Annotated in this window: 16 protein-coding genes; 12 read left to right on the top strand and 4 right to left on the bottom strand. The window is 67.5% G+C overall.

Features of this window, described 5'->3' with window-relative positions:
* Positions 1-75 precede the first annotated feature (75 nt).
* The 3 genes from moeB to QVG61_RS02275 all read left to right on the top strand — a co-directional run bounded on the left by moeB (position 76) and on the right by QVG61_RS02275 (position 2,304).
* Positions 76-855, top strand: a complete 780-nt coding sequence (gene moeB / locus QVG61_RS02285; RefSeq protein WP_289931711.1) for a molybdopterin-synthase adenylyltransferase MoeB — start codon at positions 76-78, stop codon at positions 853-855.
* Positions 855-1,829: a GGDEF domain-containing protein gene (locus QVG61_RS02280; RefSeq protein WP_289931710.1), complete on the top strand. Its 975-nt coding sequence runs from the start codon at positions 855-857 to the stop codon at positions 1,827-1,829. The genes moeB and QVG61_RS02280 overlap by 1 nt, the downstream gene beginning before the upstream one ends.
* Positions 1,830-1,896: 67 nt before the next feature.
* A complete protein-coding gene (locus QVG61_RS02275) occupies positions 1,897-2,304 on the top strand; it encodes a M67 family metallopeptidase (RefSeq protein WP_289931709.1) in 408 nt (135 codons plus the stop codon).
* Positions 2,305-2,470: 166 nt separating this feature from the next.
* Here QVG61_RS02275 and hslO read toward each other — a convergent pair whose 3' ends face one another.
* The 4 genes from hslO to gatC form a co-directional block, all read right to left on the bottom strand.
* On the bottom strand, positions 2,471-3,349 hold the full coding sequence (hslO, locus tag QVG61_RS02270; RefSeq protein ID WP_289931708.1) for an Hsp33 family molecular chaperone HslO: 879 nt from the start codon (positions 3,347-3,349) through the stop codon (positions 2,471-2,473).
* Positions 3,350-3,483: 134 nt separating this feature from the next.
* Positions 3,484-4,920 carry an Asp-tRNA(Asn)/Glu-tRNA(Gln) amidotransferase subunit GatB gene (gatB, locus tag QVG61_RS02265; protein ID WP_289931707.1) on the bottom strand — a complete coding sequence of 479 codons (1,437 nt, stop codon included), beginning with the start codon at positions 4,918-4,920 and terminating at the stop codon, positions 3,484-3,486.
* Between the two features lie 28 nt (positions 4,921-4,948).
* Positions 4,949-6,403, bottom strand: coding sequence for an Asp-tRNA(Asn)/Glu-tRNA(Gln) amidotransferase subunit GatA (gene gatA, locus QVG61_RS02260; RefSeq protein ID WP_289931706.1), 1,455 nt, complete (start codon positions 6,401-6,403; stop codon positions 4,949-4,951).
* A 51-nt stretch (positions 6,404-6,454) separates the two neighbouring features.
* Entirely contained in the window at positions 6,455-6,742 is a 288-nt protein-coding gene (gatC, locus tag QVG61_RS02255) for an Asp-tRNA(Asn)/Glu-tRNA(Gln) amidotransferase subunit GatC (RefSeq protein WP_289931705.1), read from the bottom strand.
* A 483-nt stretch (positions 6,743-7,225) separates the two neighbouring features.
* Here gatC and QVG61_RS02250 point away from each other — a divergent pair, with 483 nt between their 5' ends.
* The 9 genes from QVG61_RS02250 (at position 7,226) to QVG61_RS02210 (ending at position 17,187) form a co-directional block, all read left to right on the top strand.
* Positions 7,226-8,278 (top strand): rod shape-determining protein, encoded by a 1,053-nt coding sequence (locus tag QVG61_RS02250; protein ID WP_289931704.1) that lies wholly within the window; start codon positions 7,226-7,228, stop codon positions 8,276-8,278.
* 423 nt (positions 8,279-8,701) lie between these two features.
* Positions 8,702-9,526 (top strand): rod shape-determining protein MreC, encoded by an 825-nt coding sequence (gene mreC, locus QVG61_RS02245; RefSeq protein ID WP_289931703.1) that lies wholly within the window; start codon positions 8,702-8,704, stop codon positions 9,524-9,526.
* Positions 9,523-10,014, top strand: coding sequence for a rod shape-determining protein MreD (gene mreD / locus QVG61_RS02240; RefSeq protein WP_289931702.1), 492 nt, complete (start codon positions 9,523-9,525; stop codon positions 10,012-10,014). The genes mreC and mreD overlap by 4 nt, the downstream gene beginning before the upstream one ends.
* Positions 10,015-10,032: 18 nt before the next feature.
* Positions 10,033-11,895 (top strand): penicillin-binding protein 2, encoded by a 1,863-nt coding sequence (mrdA, locus tag QVG61_RS02235; RefSeq protein WP_289931701.1) that lies wholly within the window; start codon positions 10,033-10,035, stop codon positions 11,893-11,895.
* Positions 11,882-12,997, top strand: a complete 1,116-nt coding sequence (rodA, locus tag QVG61_RS02230; RefSeq protein WP_289931700.1) for a rod shape-determining protein RodA — start codon at positions 11,882-11,884, stop codon at positions 12,995-12,997. Before mrdA ends, rodA begins: the two co-directional genes overlap by 14 nt.
* 7 nt (positions 12,998-13,004) lie before the next feature.
* A complete protein-coding gene (mltB, locus tag QVG61_RS02225; RefSeq protein WP_289931699.1) occupies positions 13,005-14,003 on the top strand; it encodes a lytic murein transglycosylase B in 999 nt (332 codons plus the stop codon).
* A gap of 66 nt (positions 14,004-14,069) precedes the next feature.
* Entirely contained in the window at positions 14,070-14,891 is an 822-nt protein-coding gene (locus QVG61_RS02220; protein WP_289931698.1) for a septal ring lytic transglycosylase RlpA family protein, read from the top strand.
* 143 nt (positions 14,892-15,034) lie between these two features.
* On the top strand, positions 15,035-16,180 hold the full coding sequence (locus tag QVG61_RS02215; RefSeq protein WP_289931697.1) for a D-alanyl-D-alanine carboxypeptidase family protein: 1,146 nt from the start codon (positions 15,035-15,037) through the stop codon (positions 16,178-16,180).
* Positions 16,181-16,320: 140 nt separating this feature from the next.
* Positions 16,321-17,187 carry a D-amino acid aminotransferase gene (locus QVG61_RS02210; RefSeq protein WP_289931696.1) on the top strand — a complete coding sequence of 289 codons (867 nt, stop codon included), beginning with the start codon at positions 16,321-16,323 and terminating at the stop codon, positions 17,185-17,187.
* Positions 17,188-17,302 lie beyond the last annotated feature (115 nt).

The following is a 17,302-nucleotide window of genomic DNA, read 5'->3' as shown; positions in this document are numbered from 1 at the left end:
AGCTAGCCCGGCATTGGCCGCACACCGGCGACTCCGGTATCCTTGCCCGGTCCCGAGACTTCCGGCCTGCAACCCATGCACGACGAACAACTGCTGCGCTACAGCCGCCAGATCATGCTGCCTGCCTTCGGCATCGAGGCCCAGCAGCGGCTGGCCGACGCCCGGGTGCTGATCGTCGGCGCCGGCGGCCTCGGCTCGCCGGCCGCCCTCTACCTGGCTGCGGCCGGCGTCGGCCGGATCGTCATCGCCGACGATGACAGGGTCGACCTCTCCAACCTGCAGCGTCAGATCCTGCACGGCCAGGCCGACCTCGGCCGGCCCAAGGTGGCCTCGGCCGAGACCCGGCTGCAGGCCATCAACCCCGACCTCCGGGTCACCCCACTGCACACCCGCCTGCAGGGCACAGCCCTGATCGAAGCGGTAAGCGCCGCCGACCTGGTGATCGACGCCAGCGACAACTTCGACACCCGCTTCGCCATCAACGCCGCCTGTGTCGCGGCACGCCGTCCGCTGGTCTCGGGCGCCGCCATCCGTATGGAGGGCCAGCTGGCGGTGTTCCGCGCCGATCTCGGCGAGGGCCCCTGCTACCGCTGCCTGTACCGCGAGGGCGAGGAGGCGGAACAGACCTGCGCCGAGAACGGCATCCTGGCCCCGGTGGTGGGGGTGATCGGCAGCCTGCAGGCCCTGGAGGCGATCAAGGTGCTGACCGGCGTCGGCGAGAGCCTGCACGGCCGACTGCTGATCTTCGATGCCGCCCGGCTCGAGTTTCGCGAACTGCGGCTCAGGCCGGATCCGGCCTGCCCGACCTGCCAGGCGGGTGACGCGGCCCCGCTCGATGACCAGGGGCGCGCCTGATGCAGGAGATGCAGGTCCGCGAACTGATGCAGGCCGTGCCGGCCACCGCCACTGCCCAGACACCGCTGACGGACATCCTCAAGGCGATGATGGAACAGTGCTGTTCCTGCGTGGTGATCGTCGAACAGGACGTGCCCAAGGGCATCATCACCGAACGTGACCTGGTGAAATTCGTCGCCGAGGGCGGCATCCCCGGCGAAGCGCTGGCCGAGGCCATCATGACAGCCGATCCCGCCTCGCTGCGCGAGGATGCCACGGTGTTCGAGGCGCTGGTCATCACCCATTCCCGCAAGATCCGCCATCTGCCGGTGGTCGACGGTGGCGGCCGGCTGACCGGCCTGATCACCTTCTTTGAACTGGCCAACGCCTATCTGCGCTTTACCGAACGCCAGCACGAGGCCCTGGAACGCTCCATCCGGCAGCGCACCGCCGAGCTGGCCGAGGCCAACGAACGGCTGCTCGCCCTGTCCATGACCGATGCCCTGCTCGGCATCGGCAACCGGCGCGCCATGGAGATCGACCTCGACCACACCCTGGCCGCGGCACGGCGCTATCACCGTTCCTGCTGCGTCATCCTGGTGGACGTGGATTTCTTCAAGCGCTACAACGACCGCTACGGCCACACCCAGGGCGACGAGGCCCTGCGCCAGGTCGGCCGGCACCTGCAGGAAGGCATCCGCCGCTGCGACCGCCTGTACCGCTACGGCGGCGAGGAACTGCTGATCCTCACCCCGGAGACCGACCTGGAAGGCGCCGCGCTGCTGGCACGCCGGCTGGTCGAATCACTGCACGCCCGCGGCATCGAACATGCCGAGTCACCCTTCGGCGTACTGACCCTGAGTGCCGGCATCGGCTGCCTGCCGGCCGGCCCGGAGATGACGCTCAGCCGCCAGGGCCTGATCGACCGCGCCGACCAGGCGCTCTATGCGGCCAAGCATGGCGGCCGCAACCGGGTGGTGGCCAGCCCCGACTGAAGCGGGTTACGCACCAGGGGACGTTCGAGTATCATACGCCGCCATCGATCCTCACCTCCCAGCGACCATGACCCGACTCCCCCGGACCCTCGTCAACCGCCTGCTCAGCCAGGCGCAGCAGTCAGCGGAGATCGAGGTCTGCGGCCTGATCGGCCGCGACGCGGAAGGACGGCTGCACGTCTACCCGGTGCCCAATGTCGCCCGCGAGCCGGGCCGTCTGTTCCAGATGGACCCCGCCGGCCAGATCGACGCCATGCGCCGGATGCGCGAGGGCGGCGAGTCGCTGTTCGCCATCTACCACTCCCACCCCCATGCCCCGGCCGAGCCCTCGGCAACCGACCTGCAGGAGGCCGCCTACCCCGAGGCCCTGTATCTGATCATCTCACTCAATACCGAGGGCGTGCTGGAAATGCGCGGCTACCGGCTGGGTGACGGCCACGTGCGCCCGGTCGAACTCGAAGTCGTCGAAGAATGAGGAATCAGAGCGTAGGTCGGATTAGCCGCGTAGCGGCGTAATCCGACGTGTTTCCACCGAAATGCGGGATACATCCGACGAGGATCGTGGAAGTCCGTCGGATTACGGCGCTACGCGCCTAATCCGACCTACGAGACGGCGCCCGGGTTTTCGCAACGATCGGGGATCAGTGGCGGGTGCTGGGCACGCGGGGCTGATCGGAAGCGGCGAAGAGCTGCTCCACGTCCACGGCATCGAAGACGTACTGCTGATTGCAGAACTCGCAGTCGACCTGTACCGCGCCCTCGTCGGCGAGGATGCCCTGCACCTCGTCGTAACCCAGGCCGCGCAGCATGTTCTCGATGCGCTGGCGCGAGCAACTGCAACGGAAACTGACCGGCTCGGCCTCGAACAGCCGCACATCCTCCTCGTGAAACAGGCGATGGAGGATCTCGCGGTGGGACAGATCGAGCAGCTCCGCCTCGCTCAGGGTGCTGCCGAGGTGCCGCATGCGCGGCCAGGCATCGGCGTCCTCGCTGCCGCCGGGCAGGGCCTGCAGCAACAAGCCGGCGGCCCGCTCGCCGTTGGCCGCCAGCCAGAGCCGGGTCTCCAGTTGCTCGGAACGGGCGAAATAGTCACTCAGGGCATCGGCCAGGCTGGCCTCGTCCTCGACCGCCACGATGCCCTGATAGCGCTCCTTCCCCTCGCCCGGATCGAGGGTGATGACCAGCCGTGCCCGGCCCGCCAGCCGGCCCAGGTGGGCGTCCTCCGGCAGCGGCTCACGCCAGTGGGCCAGACCGCGCAGGGTGCGTGCGGCACTGGCCTGCACCACCAGCATGGAGAGCGGCCCGTCGCCGCTGAGCTGCAGGGTCAGGGAGGCACCGGACTTGAGGGTGGTGGAGAGCAACACCGCCGCCGCCATCGCCTGCCCCAGTAGATCGCGGATCAACGGCGGATAGTGGTGCCGCGACAGCACCGCCTGCCAGGTGGCGTCCAGGTGCACCAGCTCACCGCGCACATGGGTGTGCTCGAAGACGAAACGGTTGAGGACGTCGCGGTCGGTCATGGTTCTTTAACGTGCGGACCGCAAGACAATGGCCACGAAATCCGCGGAATCCACCACAGGGTCCTTTGCGGCGTCCGCGCGCCACGCGACGCCGTAAACCCCGGGGCAATTTTCGTGCTTTCCGGGGTGGTCCCTCACTCGCTGAGGAGCGCCTTCAACAGTTTGTTGACCTCGGCCGGATTGGCCTTGCCCCGCGAGGCCTTCATCACCTGGCCGACGAAGAAGCCGAACAGCTTCTCCTGACCGCCCCGGTACTGCTCGACCTGCTTGGGATTGGCCTCCATCACCTCGCGGATCATGGCCTCGATGGCGGCCGGATCAGTGATCTGCTTCAGGCCCTTTTTCTCGATCACCTCGTCGGCGCTGCCCTCGCCGGCCCACATGGCCTCGAACACCTGCTTGGCGATCTTGCCGGAGATGGTGTTGTCGGCAATGCGCTGCAGGAGGCCGCCCAGCGCCTCGGCACTGATCGGCGATTCGGTGATGTCGATGCCGTCCTTGTTGAGCGCACCGGAAAATTCGCCCATCACCCAGTTGGCGGCCAGCTTGCCGTCGCCGCCGGCGGCGGCCACCACCGCCTCGTAGTAGTCGGCCATCTCGCGGGTGGCGGTGAGCACGCCGGCGTCGTAGGCCTTGAGGCCGTAGTCGTCGATGAAGCGCTGCTTCTTGGCATCCGGCAGCTCCGGCAGGGTGGCACGCACCTCTTCGATGAAGGCATCGTCCAGCACCAGCGGCAGCAGGTCCGGGTCCGGGAAATAGCGGTAGTCGTTGGCCTCCTCCTTGGCGCGCATGGAGCGGGTCTCGTCCTTGTTGGCGTCGTACAGGCGGGTCTCCTGCACCACCGTGCCGCCGGATTCCAGCAGATCGATCTGGCGCTCGATCTCGTAGTTGATGGCGCGCTCCACGAAGCGGAAGGAATTGATGTTCTTGATCTCGGCACGGGTGCCGAATTCCTCCTGCCCCTTCGGCCGCACGGAGATGTTGGCATCGCAGCGAAACGACCCCTCCTGCATGTTGCCGTCGCAGATCTCCAGGTAGCGCACCAGCGAGTGCAGCTTCTTCATGTAGGCGACGGCCTCCCTGGCCGAACGCAGGTCCGGCTCGGAGACGATCTCCAGCAGCGGCGTGCCGGCACGGTTGAGGTCGATGCCGGTCATGCCGTGAAAATCCTCGTGCAGCGACTTGCCGGCGTCTTCTTCCAGATGGGCGCGGGTGATGCCGATGCGCTTGACCGAGCCGTCCTCGAGTTCGATGTCCAGCCAGCCGTCGTGCACGATGGGCAGCTCGTACTGGCTGATCTGGTAGCCCTTGGGCAGGTCGGGATAGAAATAGTTCTTGCGCGCGAACACCGAGCGCCGGGCCACCGTGGAATGGGTCGCCAGGCCGAACTTGGCGGCCATGCGCACCACGCCTTCGTTGAGCACCGGCAACACCCCCGGCAGGCCGAGATCGACGGCGCAGGCCTGGGTGTTGGGCGGCGCCCCGTAGGCCGTGGCCGCGCCGGAGAAGATCTTGCTCCTGGTGGCGAGCTGAGCGTGGATCTCAAGCCCGATGACCGCTTCCCATTCCATATTCGTGTTTACCTTTGATATGAATCCGTCATTCGAACGACGCCGGAACCCGGGTATGCCAGTCGGTGACCTGCTGGTACCGATGGGCGACGTTGAGCAGCCGCGCCTCGTCGAAGTAGTTGCCGATCAGTTGCAGGCCGACCGGCATGCCCGCGGAAAAACCGGCCGGGATCGACATGCCGGGCAACCCCGCCAGGTTGACGGCGATGGTGTAGATGTCCGACAGGTACATGGTGACCGGGTCGTCGACCTTCTCGCCCAGGCGGAAGGCGGTGCTCGGCGAGGTGGGGCCGAGGATGAGGTCGACCTGTTCCAGGGCCTGGCGGAAATCGTCCGCGATCAGCTGCCGCATCTGTTGCGCCTTCAGATAATAGGCATCGTAGTAGCCCGCCGACAGGGCATAGGTGCCGATCATGATGCGCCGCTTGACCTCGGGCCCGAAGCCCTCGCCGCGCGAGCGCTTGTAGAGATCCTCGAGATCCCTGGGGTTCTCGCAGCGGTGGCCGAAACGCACCCCGTCCATGCGCGACAGGTTGGAGGAGCACTCGGCAGGCGCCACGACGTAGTAGGTCGGCACGGCCAACGCAGTGTTGGGCAGGCTGATCTCCACCGGCTCGGCGCCAAGCTTCTTCAACTCCTCGACCGCCGTCTCGATCACCGCCCCCACACCGGGATCCAGCCCCTCGCCGAAATATTCCTTCGGCAGACCGACCTTGAGGCCGCGGATGTCGTCGTTCAGGTGCGCCGCGTAGTCATCCACTGGACGGTCGACGCTGGTCGAGTCGCGCTCGTCGAAGCCGGCCATGGCGGCGAGCAGCCAGGCGGCATCCTCGGCACTGCGGGCAAAGGGGCCGCCCTGGTCGAGACTGGAGGCAAAGGCGATCATGCCGTAGCGCGACACCCGGCCGTAGGTCGGCTTGATGCCGGTGATGCCGGTCAGCGCCGCCGGCTGACGGATGGAGCCACCGGTGTCGGTACCGGTGGCGAGCGGCGCCAGGCGGGCCGCCACCGCCGCGGCCGAGCCGCCCGAGGAACCGCCCGGCACCCGCTCCAGGTCCCAGGGGTTCTTCACCGGGCCGTAGAAGCTGGTCTCGTTGGACGAACCCATGGCGAACTCGTCCATGTTGGTCTTGCCCAGCATCACCGCGCCGGCCGCGCGCAGCTTCGCCGTCACCGTCGCATCGTAGGGGGCGATGAAATTGTCCAGCATCTTCGAACCGCAGCTGGTGCGCACGCCATCGGTGCAGAAGATGTCCTTGTGGGCATAGGGGATGCCGGTCAGCGGGCCGGCCTCGCCGGCGGCGATACGTGCGTCGGCCTCGCGCGCGGCTGCCAGCGCCTCGTCTTCGGTGACGCTGATGAAGCTGTTCAGGCGGCCGTCGTGCGCGGCGATGCGATCCAGGCAGTGACGGGTCAGCTCCTCGCTGGAGAATTCCTTTGCCGCCAGCGCGCTGGCCAGCTCGGCGATCGATTTATTGTGCATGTGCAGACTCGGCTTCGGAGAAATGGCGGGACGGTCCGGGGACGGCGGTGGTCACTCGATCACCTTCGGCACCAGATAGAGGCCGGCCTCGACCGCCGGGGCGATGGCCTGGAACTTGTCGCGCTGGTCGCTCTCGGTGACCACGTCCGGGCGCAGCCGCTGGGCAGCATCCAGGGGGTGGGCCATGGGCAGCACGTCGGCGGTGTCGACGCCGTTCAGCTGCTCGACGAAGGCCAGGATGTCGCTCAGGTTGCGGGCATATTCCGGAACGTCGGCCGGCTCGATGGCCAGACGCGCCAGATGGGCGATCTTTTCGACTTCGGAAGGCTCCAGCGCCATAACGGCTCCTCGCTTGGGGTCGGGTTTCGCAAAACGGGAAAATTAGCACACTTGGCGCCTTGCCCAAAGCCCTACCCGTTGTTACATTACGCCGGACATCGGCCCGCGGCGCATCGGCCCGCGTCTGAAATCTTGCTCCCGGTGCTGGCAGGGAGGGAGCGCGTCCGGCAGGCCGGGCACCGCCAGCCCCTCGCGCCTAGGGCCTGTTAACACTACCCCAATGGGCTCTGTTGCGCCTGAAAAAGCGCCAATCAAGGCGCGAGGAGAGCAGTTTGGTGACTCCAAATGAACGACGAGCAACGCGGAGTGGCGCTTTTTCAGGCGCAACCCGCGGGGCTGGGGCTGTTTTTCCGCCCAGCGGCGTTATCATTCGCTCATGTAGACTGACTACACCTCGCTCATTCTGCCTTGCTGGACGGAAAAACAGTCCCAGCAGAGCACATTGGGGTAGTGTTAACAGGCCCTAGGAGGCACATCCGTTCCATGCTGGGATTCAAACGACTTTTAGGACTCTTCTCCAACGACCTCTCCATCGACCTCGGCACCGCCAACACCCTGATCTATGTCCGCGACCAGGGGATCGTGCTGGACGAGCCGTCGGTGGTGGCCATCCGCCAGGACCGCGGACCGGGCAGCCCGAAGAGCATCGCCGCGGTGGGTCTGGAGGCCAAGCGCATGCTCGGCCGCACGCCGGGCAACATCACCGCCATCCGCCCGCTGAAGGACGGGGTGATCGCCGAGTTCACGGTCACCGAGAAGATGCTGCAGCACTTCATCCACAAGGTCCACGAGGGCCGCTTCATCCGCCCCAGCCCCAGGGTGCTGATCTGCGTCCCCTGCGGCTCCACCCAGGTGGAGCGGCGCGCCATCAAGGAGTCGGCGGCCGGCGCCGGCGCGCGCGAGGTCTATCTGATCGAGGAGCCCATGGCGGCGGCGATCGGCGCCGGCATGCCGGTCGACGAGGCGCGGGGCTCCATGGTACTGGACATCGGCGGCGGCACCTCCGAGGTGGCGGTCATCTCCCTGAACGGCATCGTCTACTCGGCCTCGGTGCGGATCGGCGGCGACCGCTTCGACGAGGCCATCGTCAACTACGTGCGCCGCAACTATGGCACCCTGATCGGCGAGGCCACGGCGGAGCGCATCAAGCACGAGATCGGCTCGGCCTATCCCGGTAACGAGGTGGCCGAGATCGAGGTCAAGGGCCGCAACCTGGCGCAGGGCATCCCGCGCAGCTTCACCCTCAACAGCAACGAGATCCTCGAGGCCCTGCAGGAGCCGCTGTCGGGCATCGTCGGCGCGGTCAAGACCGCCCTGGAGCAGACCCCGCCGGAGCTGGGCGCCGACGTGGCCGAACGCGGCATCGTGCTCACCGGCGGCGGCGCCCTGCTCAAGGATCTGGACCGGCTGCTGATGGAGGAAACCGGCCTGCCGGTGGTGGTCGCCGACGACCCGCTGACCTGTGTCGCCCGCGGCGGTGGCCGGGCCCTGGAGATGATGGACGAGAAGGGCGGCGACGTCTTCGCCCTGGAATAGGCCGCCCGGCGGGGCGGGGCCGCTGCCTGCCGTGCCCTGCCGGAATGGGCACGGCACGATTCCTGCTATCTTTTTCCGTATAATTCAGGCATCCCCTGCGCCTAGCCCGCATATTGCACGAAGGCGGCCTTGAAAGCGTAATTTTTCCGGTATATATCAAGGCAGTGATTCCCTATGCGAGCAATTGTGCCCTGCTACAGTTTGTGCCTATTCGAGTTCAGACCAAATCTGGCGGCGCATTTTGCCCGATCGCCCTTGAACCCTAGCTACGGCTATGTTTCGGCGGGCGATCGAACAAACTGCTTGGCCAGATTCGCCCTGAAACTCGAATCCTTCGTGCAATATGCGGGCTAGCAAGCGAGGCCCCCGATCAAGCTCCTGTTCACACAAGGCCCCTCCCTCACCGTCCGCCTGGCGGTATTCGTGCTGGCCTCCGTGGCGCTGATGACCCTGGATCACCGCCAGCAGCACCTGGAGAGCCTGCGCTCGGCGCTATCGGTCGCCGTCTATCCCCTGCAGCTGGTGGTCGACCTGCCCAACAGCTTCGGCGAATGGCTGCACGAATCCTTCGCCACCCGCCGTCACCTGGCCGAGGAGAACGCCCGGCTGCACACCGAACACCTGGTGCTCAAGGCCGAGTTGCAGAAGCTCTCCGCCCTCCAGGCGGAAAACCTGCGCCTGCGCGAACTGCTGGATTCCTCCTTCAAGGTTGGCGAGCGGGTGCTGATCGCCGAATTGTTGTCGGTCGATCTCGACCCCTATCGGCACGAAGTGGTGCTCAACAAGGGCAGCCGCCAGGGGGTATTCGACGGCCAGCCGCTGGTCGACGCCAACGGCATCATGGGCCAGGTCGTGCACGTCGGACCCTTCACCGCCACCGCCATGCTGATCACCGACCCGGCCCATGCCATCCCGGTACAGGTCAACCGCAACGGCCTGCGCACCATCGCCCTCGGCATCGGCTCCATCGACCGCCTGTCGCTGCCCCACATCCCCAACAGCGCCGACATCCAGGTCGGCGACCTGCTGGTCAGCTCCGGTCTCGGTGGCCGCTTTCCACACGGTTACCCGGTGGGCGTGGTGTCCAAGGTGCAGCTCGATCCAGGTCAGGCCTTCGCCCGGGTCGTCGCCCGGCCGCTGGCCGAGCTGGACCGCAGCCGCGAGGTATTGCTGGTCTGGCCGGCCCGCCGCGCACCGGCCGGGACGGCCAGCGACGCCGCTGACGAGGCAGCGGAGGCCACGCCATGAGCGTGCTCGGCCGCCACCAGGGTGGCGGAGTGATCGCCGTGACCCTGCTCATCGCCCTGCTGCTCGGCATCGTACCCTTGCCCGAAGGGTTGCGCGCCTGGCGGCCGGACTGGGCCCTGCTGGCACTGCTCTACTGGAGCCTGGCCCTGCCGCAACGGATCGGGGTCGGCATCGGCTGGCTGACCGGCCTGCTGCAGGACGTGCTCACCGGCACACTGCTTGGCCAGCATGCCCTGGCCTATGCGGTCGCCGTCTACCTGGTGATCAAGCTGCACCAGCGCATCCGCCTCTATCCCCTCTGGCAGCAGAGCCTCAGCATCCTGGTGCTGCTGACCCTGGCCCAGCTGCTGATGCTGTGGATCAACGGCATCATCGGCCGGCCGATCCACGCCTGGCTGTACTGGGTACCATCGCTGGTCGGCGCCCTGCTCTGGCCGCTGGTGTTCAGCCTGCTGCGCCGCTTGCGCCGCGGCTTCCGGGTCAGCTAGGGTCCGCCGCCCCGCGCCATGGCCCGCCGCATCACCATCAAGGACAACCTGCTGGAAAGCCGGCTGTTCATGCGCCGTGCCATCGCCGCCCTGCTCGGCGCGGCGCTGCTGCTGATGGCCCTGGTCGGCCGCCTGGTCTATCTGCAGGTGGTGGCCCACGAGCACTACCGCACGCTGTCCGAGCACAACCGGATCAAGCTTGAACCCATCCCCCCAAACCGCGGCCTGATCTTCGACCGCAACGGCGTCCTGCTGGCCGAGAACCTGCCCTCCTACCGGCTGGAGGTGATCCCCGAACAGGTGGCGGACATGGACACAACCCTGCAGCAACTGGGCGAACTGGTCGAGATCCGTCCCTACGACCTGGAGCGCTTCGAGAAGGCGCGCCGGCGCATGCACGCCTTCGAGGGGGTGCCGCTGCGGCTGCACCTCAGCGACGACGAGGTGGCCCGCTTCGCCAGCAACCGCCACCGTTTTCCCGGCATCGAGATCCGCGCCGGCCTCTCCCGCCACTACCCGCTGGGCCGCGAAGCGGCCCACGTCATCGGCTATGTCGGACGCATCAACGAGCAGGACCTGCAGACCCTCGACGAGGCCAACTACCGCGGTACCACCCACACCGGCAAGGTGGGCATCGAGAAGACCTACGAAGACGTGCTGCACGGCACCGTGGGCTACCGCGAGGTGGAGACCAATGCCCAGGGCCGCACCCTGCGGGTGCTGGAACGCCAGCCGCCGGTACCCGGCAGCAACCTCTACCTGACCCTGGATGCCCGCCTGCAGCAGGCAGCCGAGGCGGCCTTTGGCGACTACAACGGTTCGGCGGTCGCCATCGATCCACGCAATGGCGCCGTGCTGGCGCTGGTCAGCCTGCCCAACTACGACCCCAATCCCTTCGTCAAGGGCATCGAATACCGGGACTACCAGGCCCTGCAGTCGGACCCGGACCGACCGCTGTTCAACCGCGCCCTGCGTGGCCAGTACCCGCCGGGCTCGACGCTCAAGCCCTTCATCGGCCTGGCCGGCCTGGAACTCGGCGTCACCACCTCGCACAGCCACACCTTCTGTCCCGGCTACTACAGCCTGCCCGGCCAGGAACACAAATACCGCGACTGGAAACGCGGCGGTCACGGCACCGTGGACCTGCTCGGCGCCATCAGCCAGTCCTGTGACGTGTACTTCTACGACCTGGCCCGCTCGCTGGGCATCGACCGCATGCACGACTTCCTGGCCCAGTTCGGTTTCGGCGCCAAGACCGGCATCGACATCGTCGGCGAACTGGGCGGCCTGCTGCCCTCCAGCGCCTGGAAGCGCCGTACCCGCAACGAACCCTGGTTCCCTGGCGAGACCCTGATCAGCGGAATCGGCCAGGGCTTCAACCTCGCCACACCGCTGCAGCTCGCGGTGGCCACTGCCGCCCTCGGCAGTTACGGCAAGCTGTACCGGCCGCATGTGGTGCGCGCCCTGCAGCCACCCGCCGACGGCAGCCTGCAGCCGGTCCATCTCGACCCGCCGCGGCAGATCCCCATCCACGAGCGGCACAACTGGGAGACCGCCATCGACGCCATGATCGAGGTGGTCCACGGCCGCCGCGGCACGGCACGGCGCATCGGCCAGGGCATCGACTACCGGATCGCCGGCAAGACCGGCACCGCCCAGGTCTTCGGACTGGCCCAGGAGGAGAAATACGACGCGGAGAAGATTGCCAAGCGCCTCCACGACCACGCCCTGTTCGTCGCCTTCGCCCCGGCCGATGAGCCGCGGCTGGCAGTGGCGGTGGTGGTCGAGAACGGTGGCTCCGGAGCGGCCGTGGCGGCACCGATCGCACGCCGCATCTTCGACGCCTATTTCGGGGAGGGACAGGCCGATGGAACTGATTAACCCCGGCTCGGGCACCCGCCGCAGCTGGCTGCAGCGCATCCACCTGGACGGCCCGTTGCTGCTCGGCCTGATCGTGCTGTGCGGCTTCGGGCTGGTCATCCTCTACAGCGCGGCCGGGCAGAACGAGGCGCTGGTGGAACGCCAGCTGGTCCGCCTGGGCCTGGCCTTCGGCACCCTGCTGCTGGTGGCGCAGATACCGCCCTCGCTGCTGCTGCGCTGGACACCCTGGCTGTTTGGCGCCGGTATCGTGCTGCTGCTGGCGGTGCTGGTGATGGGCGACGTCGGCAAGGGAGCGCAGCGCTGGCTGGACCTGGGGGTGGTGCGCTTCCAGCCGTCGGAGATGATGAAGCTGACGGTGCCGATGATGCTCGCCTGGTACCTGGCCGAGGCCCGCCTGCCGCCCGACTTCCGCCGCCTGCTCATCGGCGGTGCGCTGATCGCGCTGCCGACCCTGCTGATCGCCAAGCAGCCGGACCTCGGCACCTCGCTGCTGATCGCCAGCGCCGGCTTCTTCGTGCTCTTCCTGGCCGGCATCTCCTGGCGGCTGCTGGGCGGCCTGGCGCTGCTCGCCGGCGCCGGCCTGCCGCTGCTCTGGTATTTCATGCGCGACTACCAGCGCCAGCGGGTGCTCACCTTCCTCGATCCGGAGAAGGACCCGCTGGGCGCCGGCTATCACATCATCCAGTCGAAGATCGCCATCGGTTCCGGCGGCCTGTACGGCAAGGGCTGGCTGAACGGCACCCAGGCCCACCTGGAGTTCCTGCCCGAGCGCTCCACCGACTTCATCTTCGCCGTGCTCGGCGAGGAATTCGGCCTGCTCGGCATCCTGGTGGTGCTGGCGGTCTACAGCTTCATCGTGCTGCGCAGCCTGTACATCGCCACCCAGGCCCAGGACACCTTCACCCGCCTGCTCGGTGGCAGCCTGGCCCTGACCTTCTTCGTCTACCTGATCGTCAACACCGGCATGGTCAGCGGCCTGCTGCCGGTGGTCGGCCTGCCGCTGCCGCTGATCAGCTACGGTGGCACCTCCATGGTGACCCTGATGGCCGGTTTCGGTATCCTCATGTCGATCCACACCCATCGCAAGCTCCTGCCGGGATGAGCGCCTCATGAACCCCCTTGCTGCCCTACTCCTCCCCCTCTGCCTGTGGCTGACCGCCGGCCCGGCCGCCGCCGGCGACTACAGCGACCGGCCTGAGGCACAGCGTTTCGTGCAGCTCATGGTCGAGAAGCACGGCCTCGATCGACAAGAGGTGCAGGCACTGATCGATGCCGCACGACGCAAGCAGAGCATCCTCGACGCCATCTCGCGCCCGGCCGAGGCCAAGCCCTGGTACCAGTACCGGCCGATCTTCGTCAATCAGGCGCGTATCGAGGGCGGCGTCGACTACTGGAACCGCAATGCGCGGATCCTCGACCAGGTGCGCGAGGCGCTGGCGGTCGACCCGGCGCTGGTGGTCGCCATCATCGGCGTGGAAACGCGCTACGGCCGCCACGCCGGGCGCTACCGGGTGCTGGACGCCCTCGCCACCCTGGGCTTCGACTACCCGCCGCGGGCCGATTTCTTCCGCGGCCAGCTGGAGCAGTTCCTGTTGCTGGCACGCGAGGAAGGGGTGGACCCGCTGAAGGCGACCGGCTCCTATGCCGGCGCCATGGGCCACGGCCAGTTCATCCCCAGCAGCTACCGGCGCTATGCCGTGGACTTCGACGGCGACGGGCAGCGCGACCTGTGGAACAGCCGGCGCGACATCATCGCCAGCGTCGCCAACTACCTGCGCCGCCACGGCTGGCAGCTGGGAGGGCCGGTCGCGCTGCGCGCCCGGGTCAGCGGCGAGTCCTGGAAACCGCTGCTGGACAAGGGCCTGAAACCCAGCCTGCCGGTGACGCGCCTGGCCGGCCTCGGCATCCGCCTGGACGGCGAGCCACCGGCCGGCGAGAAGGTCGCCCTGCTCGCCCTGGAGGGCCGCAAGACCCCGGAATACTGGGCCGTCTTCAACAACTTCCATGTCATCACCCGCTACAACCGCAGCCCCCTCTACGCCATGGCCGTACACCAGCTCGCCGAGGCCATCAGCGAGGCACGCGCGGCCGGCGAGCCGCTGGAATAGGTGTCGGCCGGGCCGGCGGAATCCGGCACGGTTCCGGTTTGCGCTGAATTGGCCGATAATGCCTGCATGAAGCGGGGTAGCAACCAGCGTCGCGGCCTGCTGGCACTGGCCACGATCATTGGGCTCGCCGGCTGCAGCGGGGGCGGTCTCGTCAGCCGCGACGGCGGCCCCGACCGCTACGTCGATGTATCCCGCATCCCCGACGCCGTGCCGCGCCACGAACCGCGCAGCCGCTACGGCAATCCCGATTCCTATGTGGTGCGCGGCAAGCGCTACTACGTCCGGCACAGCAGCCGTGGCTACGTCGAGCGCGGCATCGCCTCCTGGTACGGCACCAAGTTCCACGGCCGCCGCACCTCCAGCGGCGAGCCCTACGACATGTACGCCATGACCGCTGCGCACAAGACCCTGCCGCTGCCGACCTATGCGCGGGTCACCAATCTGCGCAACGGCCGCTCGGTGGTGGTCAAGATCAACGACCGCGGCCCCTTCCACGACAACCGCCTGATCGACCTGTCCTACGCCGCCGCCCGCAAGCTGGGCATCGTCGGCAAGGGCACCGGGCTGGTCGAGGTGCGGGCCATCACCCCGGGCGAACCCGAGGCACGGCCGCCGCTGCGCAGCGCCTCGGCCGGCGCAGCCGTCCACCACGGCAGCGCCGAACTCTACCTGCAGGTCGGCGCCTTCAGCAGCCGCAGCAACGCCGAACGGCTGCGCCAGCGGCTGGGCGCCCTGGCCCGGCCGGTACACATCCTGCGCGGCCTGAACCGCCAGCGGACCGTGTTCCGGGTGCGCATCGGACCCCTGGCCAGTGTCGAGGAAGCGGACCGCATGGCCGAGAACCTCAGCCACCTCGGCATCGAATCCCCGCACGTGGTGATCGACTAGGGCCTGTTTGAACGATCATGTCACTACTGCGGTGGCAGGCTCCCGGCCCGGCCATCCCTCGCCCAGCCCCGGTTGGCGTTGAAAAGCCCCGCCCATGCGCGGAAAATGCGCCTCACCCGCCCACATCCGGATCGAACCCGAACATGCTGCACCTTTTGCTGAAGCTGAGTGTCCTCCTCGTCACCCTCATCGCCACCGCCGCCGGCGCCGCGCCGCTGCCGGTTCCCAAGCCGCCGGCCGTCGGCGCCAGGAGCTACCTGCTGCAGGATCACATGAGCGGACGGGTGCTGGCCGAGAAGGCCGCCGATCAGCGCATGGAACCGGCCAGCATCACCAAGATGATGAGCGCCTACGTCATCTTCAAGGAGCTGAAGTCCGGCAGCATCCGCCTCGAGGACCAGGTCACGGTCAGCGAGAAGGCCTGGCGCATGCCCGGCTCGCGGATGTTCATCGAGGTCGGCAAGAAGGTCTCGGTGGAGGACCTGATCAAGGGCATGATCGTGCAGAGCGGCAACGACGCCACTGTGGCCCTGGCCGAGCACGTGGCCGGCAGCGAGGACAGCTTCGCCGACTACATGAACCGCTATGCCGAGGAACTGGGCCTGACCGGCAGCCATTTCAGCAACGCCACCGGCCTGCCCGATCCCGAGCACTACACCACCGCCCGCGACATCGCCCGCATCGCCCGGGCCCTGATCCACGAGTTCCCCGAATACTACGCCTGGTATTCGCAGAAGAGCTTCACCTTCAACGGCATCACCCAGCACAACCGCAACAAGCTGCTGTGGCGCGACCCCACGGTGGACGGCATCAAGACCGGGCACACCGATGCCGCCGGCTATTGCCTGGTGACCTCGGCCCTGCGCGATGGCATGCGCCTGATCTCCGTGGTGCTCGGCACCAAGAGCGAGGAGGCCCGCGCCGATGCCAGCCAGGCGCTGCTCAACTACGGCTTCCGCTTCTTCGAGACCCACAAGCTGTATGACGCCGGCACACCCCTGACCCAGGCGCGAGTCTGGAAGGGTGCCCGGGAACAGCTGCCACTGGGGCTGGCCGAGACCCTCTACGTGACCATCCCCCGCGGCCGCTATCAGGAGCTGCAGGCGGGCATGCGGCTGCCGAACACCCTCATCGCCCCGGTCAGCGCCGGCCAGCCGCTCGGCAGCGTGCAGATCCGCCTCGGCGACGAGCTGGTCGCCGAGCAACCGCTGGTGGCGCTGGAATCCATCCCCGAGGGCTCCTTCTGGCAGCGCGCCCTGGACGAGGCGATGCTGTATTTCGAGAACTGAGGCCGTGGCCACGAAAGCCCCTATAGCCACGGAATCCACGGAAAACACGGAATTATTTATTGCGGCGCACGTGCTCCGCACGGCGCCGTAAACACCAACTTTTCCGTGTCTTCCGTGGATTCCGTGGCTATCATTGAACAATGACCGACGTCTATCTCAACGGTGAATTCCTGCCCATCGAGGCGGCCTGCGTACCCGTGCTGGACCGTGGCTTTCTGTTCGGCGACGGGGTCTACGAGGTGATTCCGGCCTATGGCGGCCGGCTGTTCCGGCTGGCGCATCACCTGAAGCGCCTGAACAACAGCCTGCAGGCGGTGCGCATCCCCGAACCGCTGGACGCGGCTGGCTGGCGCCGGGTGCTCGAGACCCTGCTGGCAGGCAACACGGACGGCGACCAGTCGGTCTACCTGCAGGTGACCCGCGGCGTGATGAGCCGCCGCGACCATGCCTTCGCCGACAGCGCCCTGACGCCGACGGTGTTCGCCATGAGCAGCCCGCTGCCGGAACCGGACCCGCAATTGAGCACGCAGGGGGTGGCGGCCATCACCCTGGACGACATTCGCTGGCAGTCCTGCCACATCAAGGCCATCACCCTGCTGCCCAACGTGCTGCTGCGTCAGCAGGCGATCGATGCCGGCGCCGCCGAGGCCATCCTACTGCGCAACGGCCAGGCCACCGAGGGCGCGGCCAGCAACCTGTTCATCGTCAGCGGCGGCGAGATCCTCACCCCGCCCACCGGACGCCTGCTGCTGCCCGGCATCACCCGCGACCTGGTGCTGGAACTGGCCCGGCAGCACGGCCTGCCCTGCCGCGAGGCACCGATCAGCGAGCAGGCCCTGCGCCAGGCCGACGAGATCTGGCTGACCAGTTCGACCAAGGAGATCCTGCCCGTCACCCGTCTCGATGGCCAGCCGGTCGGCGACGGCCGGCCCGGCCCGCTCTACCGCCGGCTGCACGCCCTCTACCGCGACTACAAGGAGGCGGTACGCCGCGGCGAGGCGGAGTAGGATTCATGGCCACGGAAGACACGGAATTTCTCAATGGCCACGAAACCCATGAAAAAATCTATCGCCAAGGAAGGCACAGAGGATATTTACCGGGTCTTCCGTAGCCATTCAAAAC

The sequence above is a fragment of the Thiohalobacter sp. IOR34 genome, from assembly GCF_030406045.1.
In the GTDB taxonomy this organism is placed as follows: domain Bacteria; phylum Pseudomonadota; class Gammaproteobacteria; order Thiohalobacterales; family Thiohalobacteraceae.
This window is presented reverse-complemented; position numbering and strand designations above follow the sequence as displayed.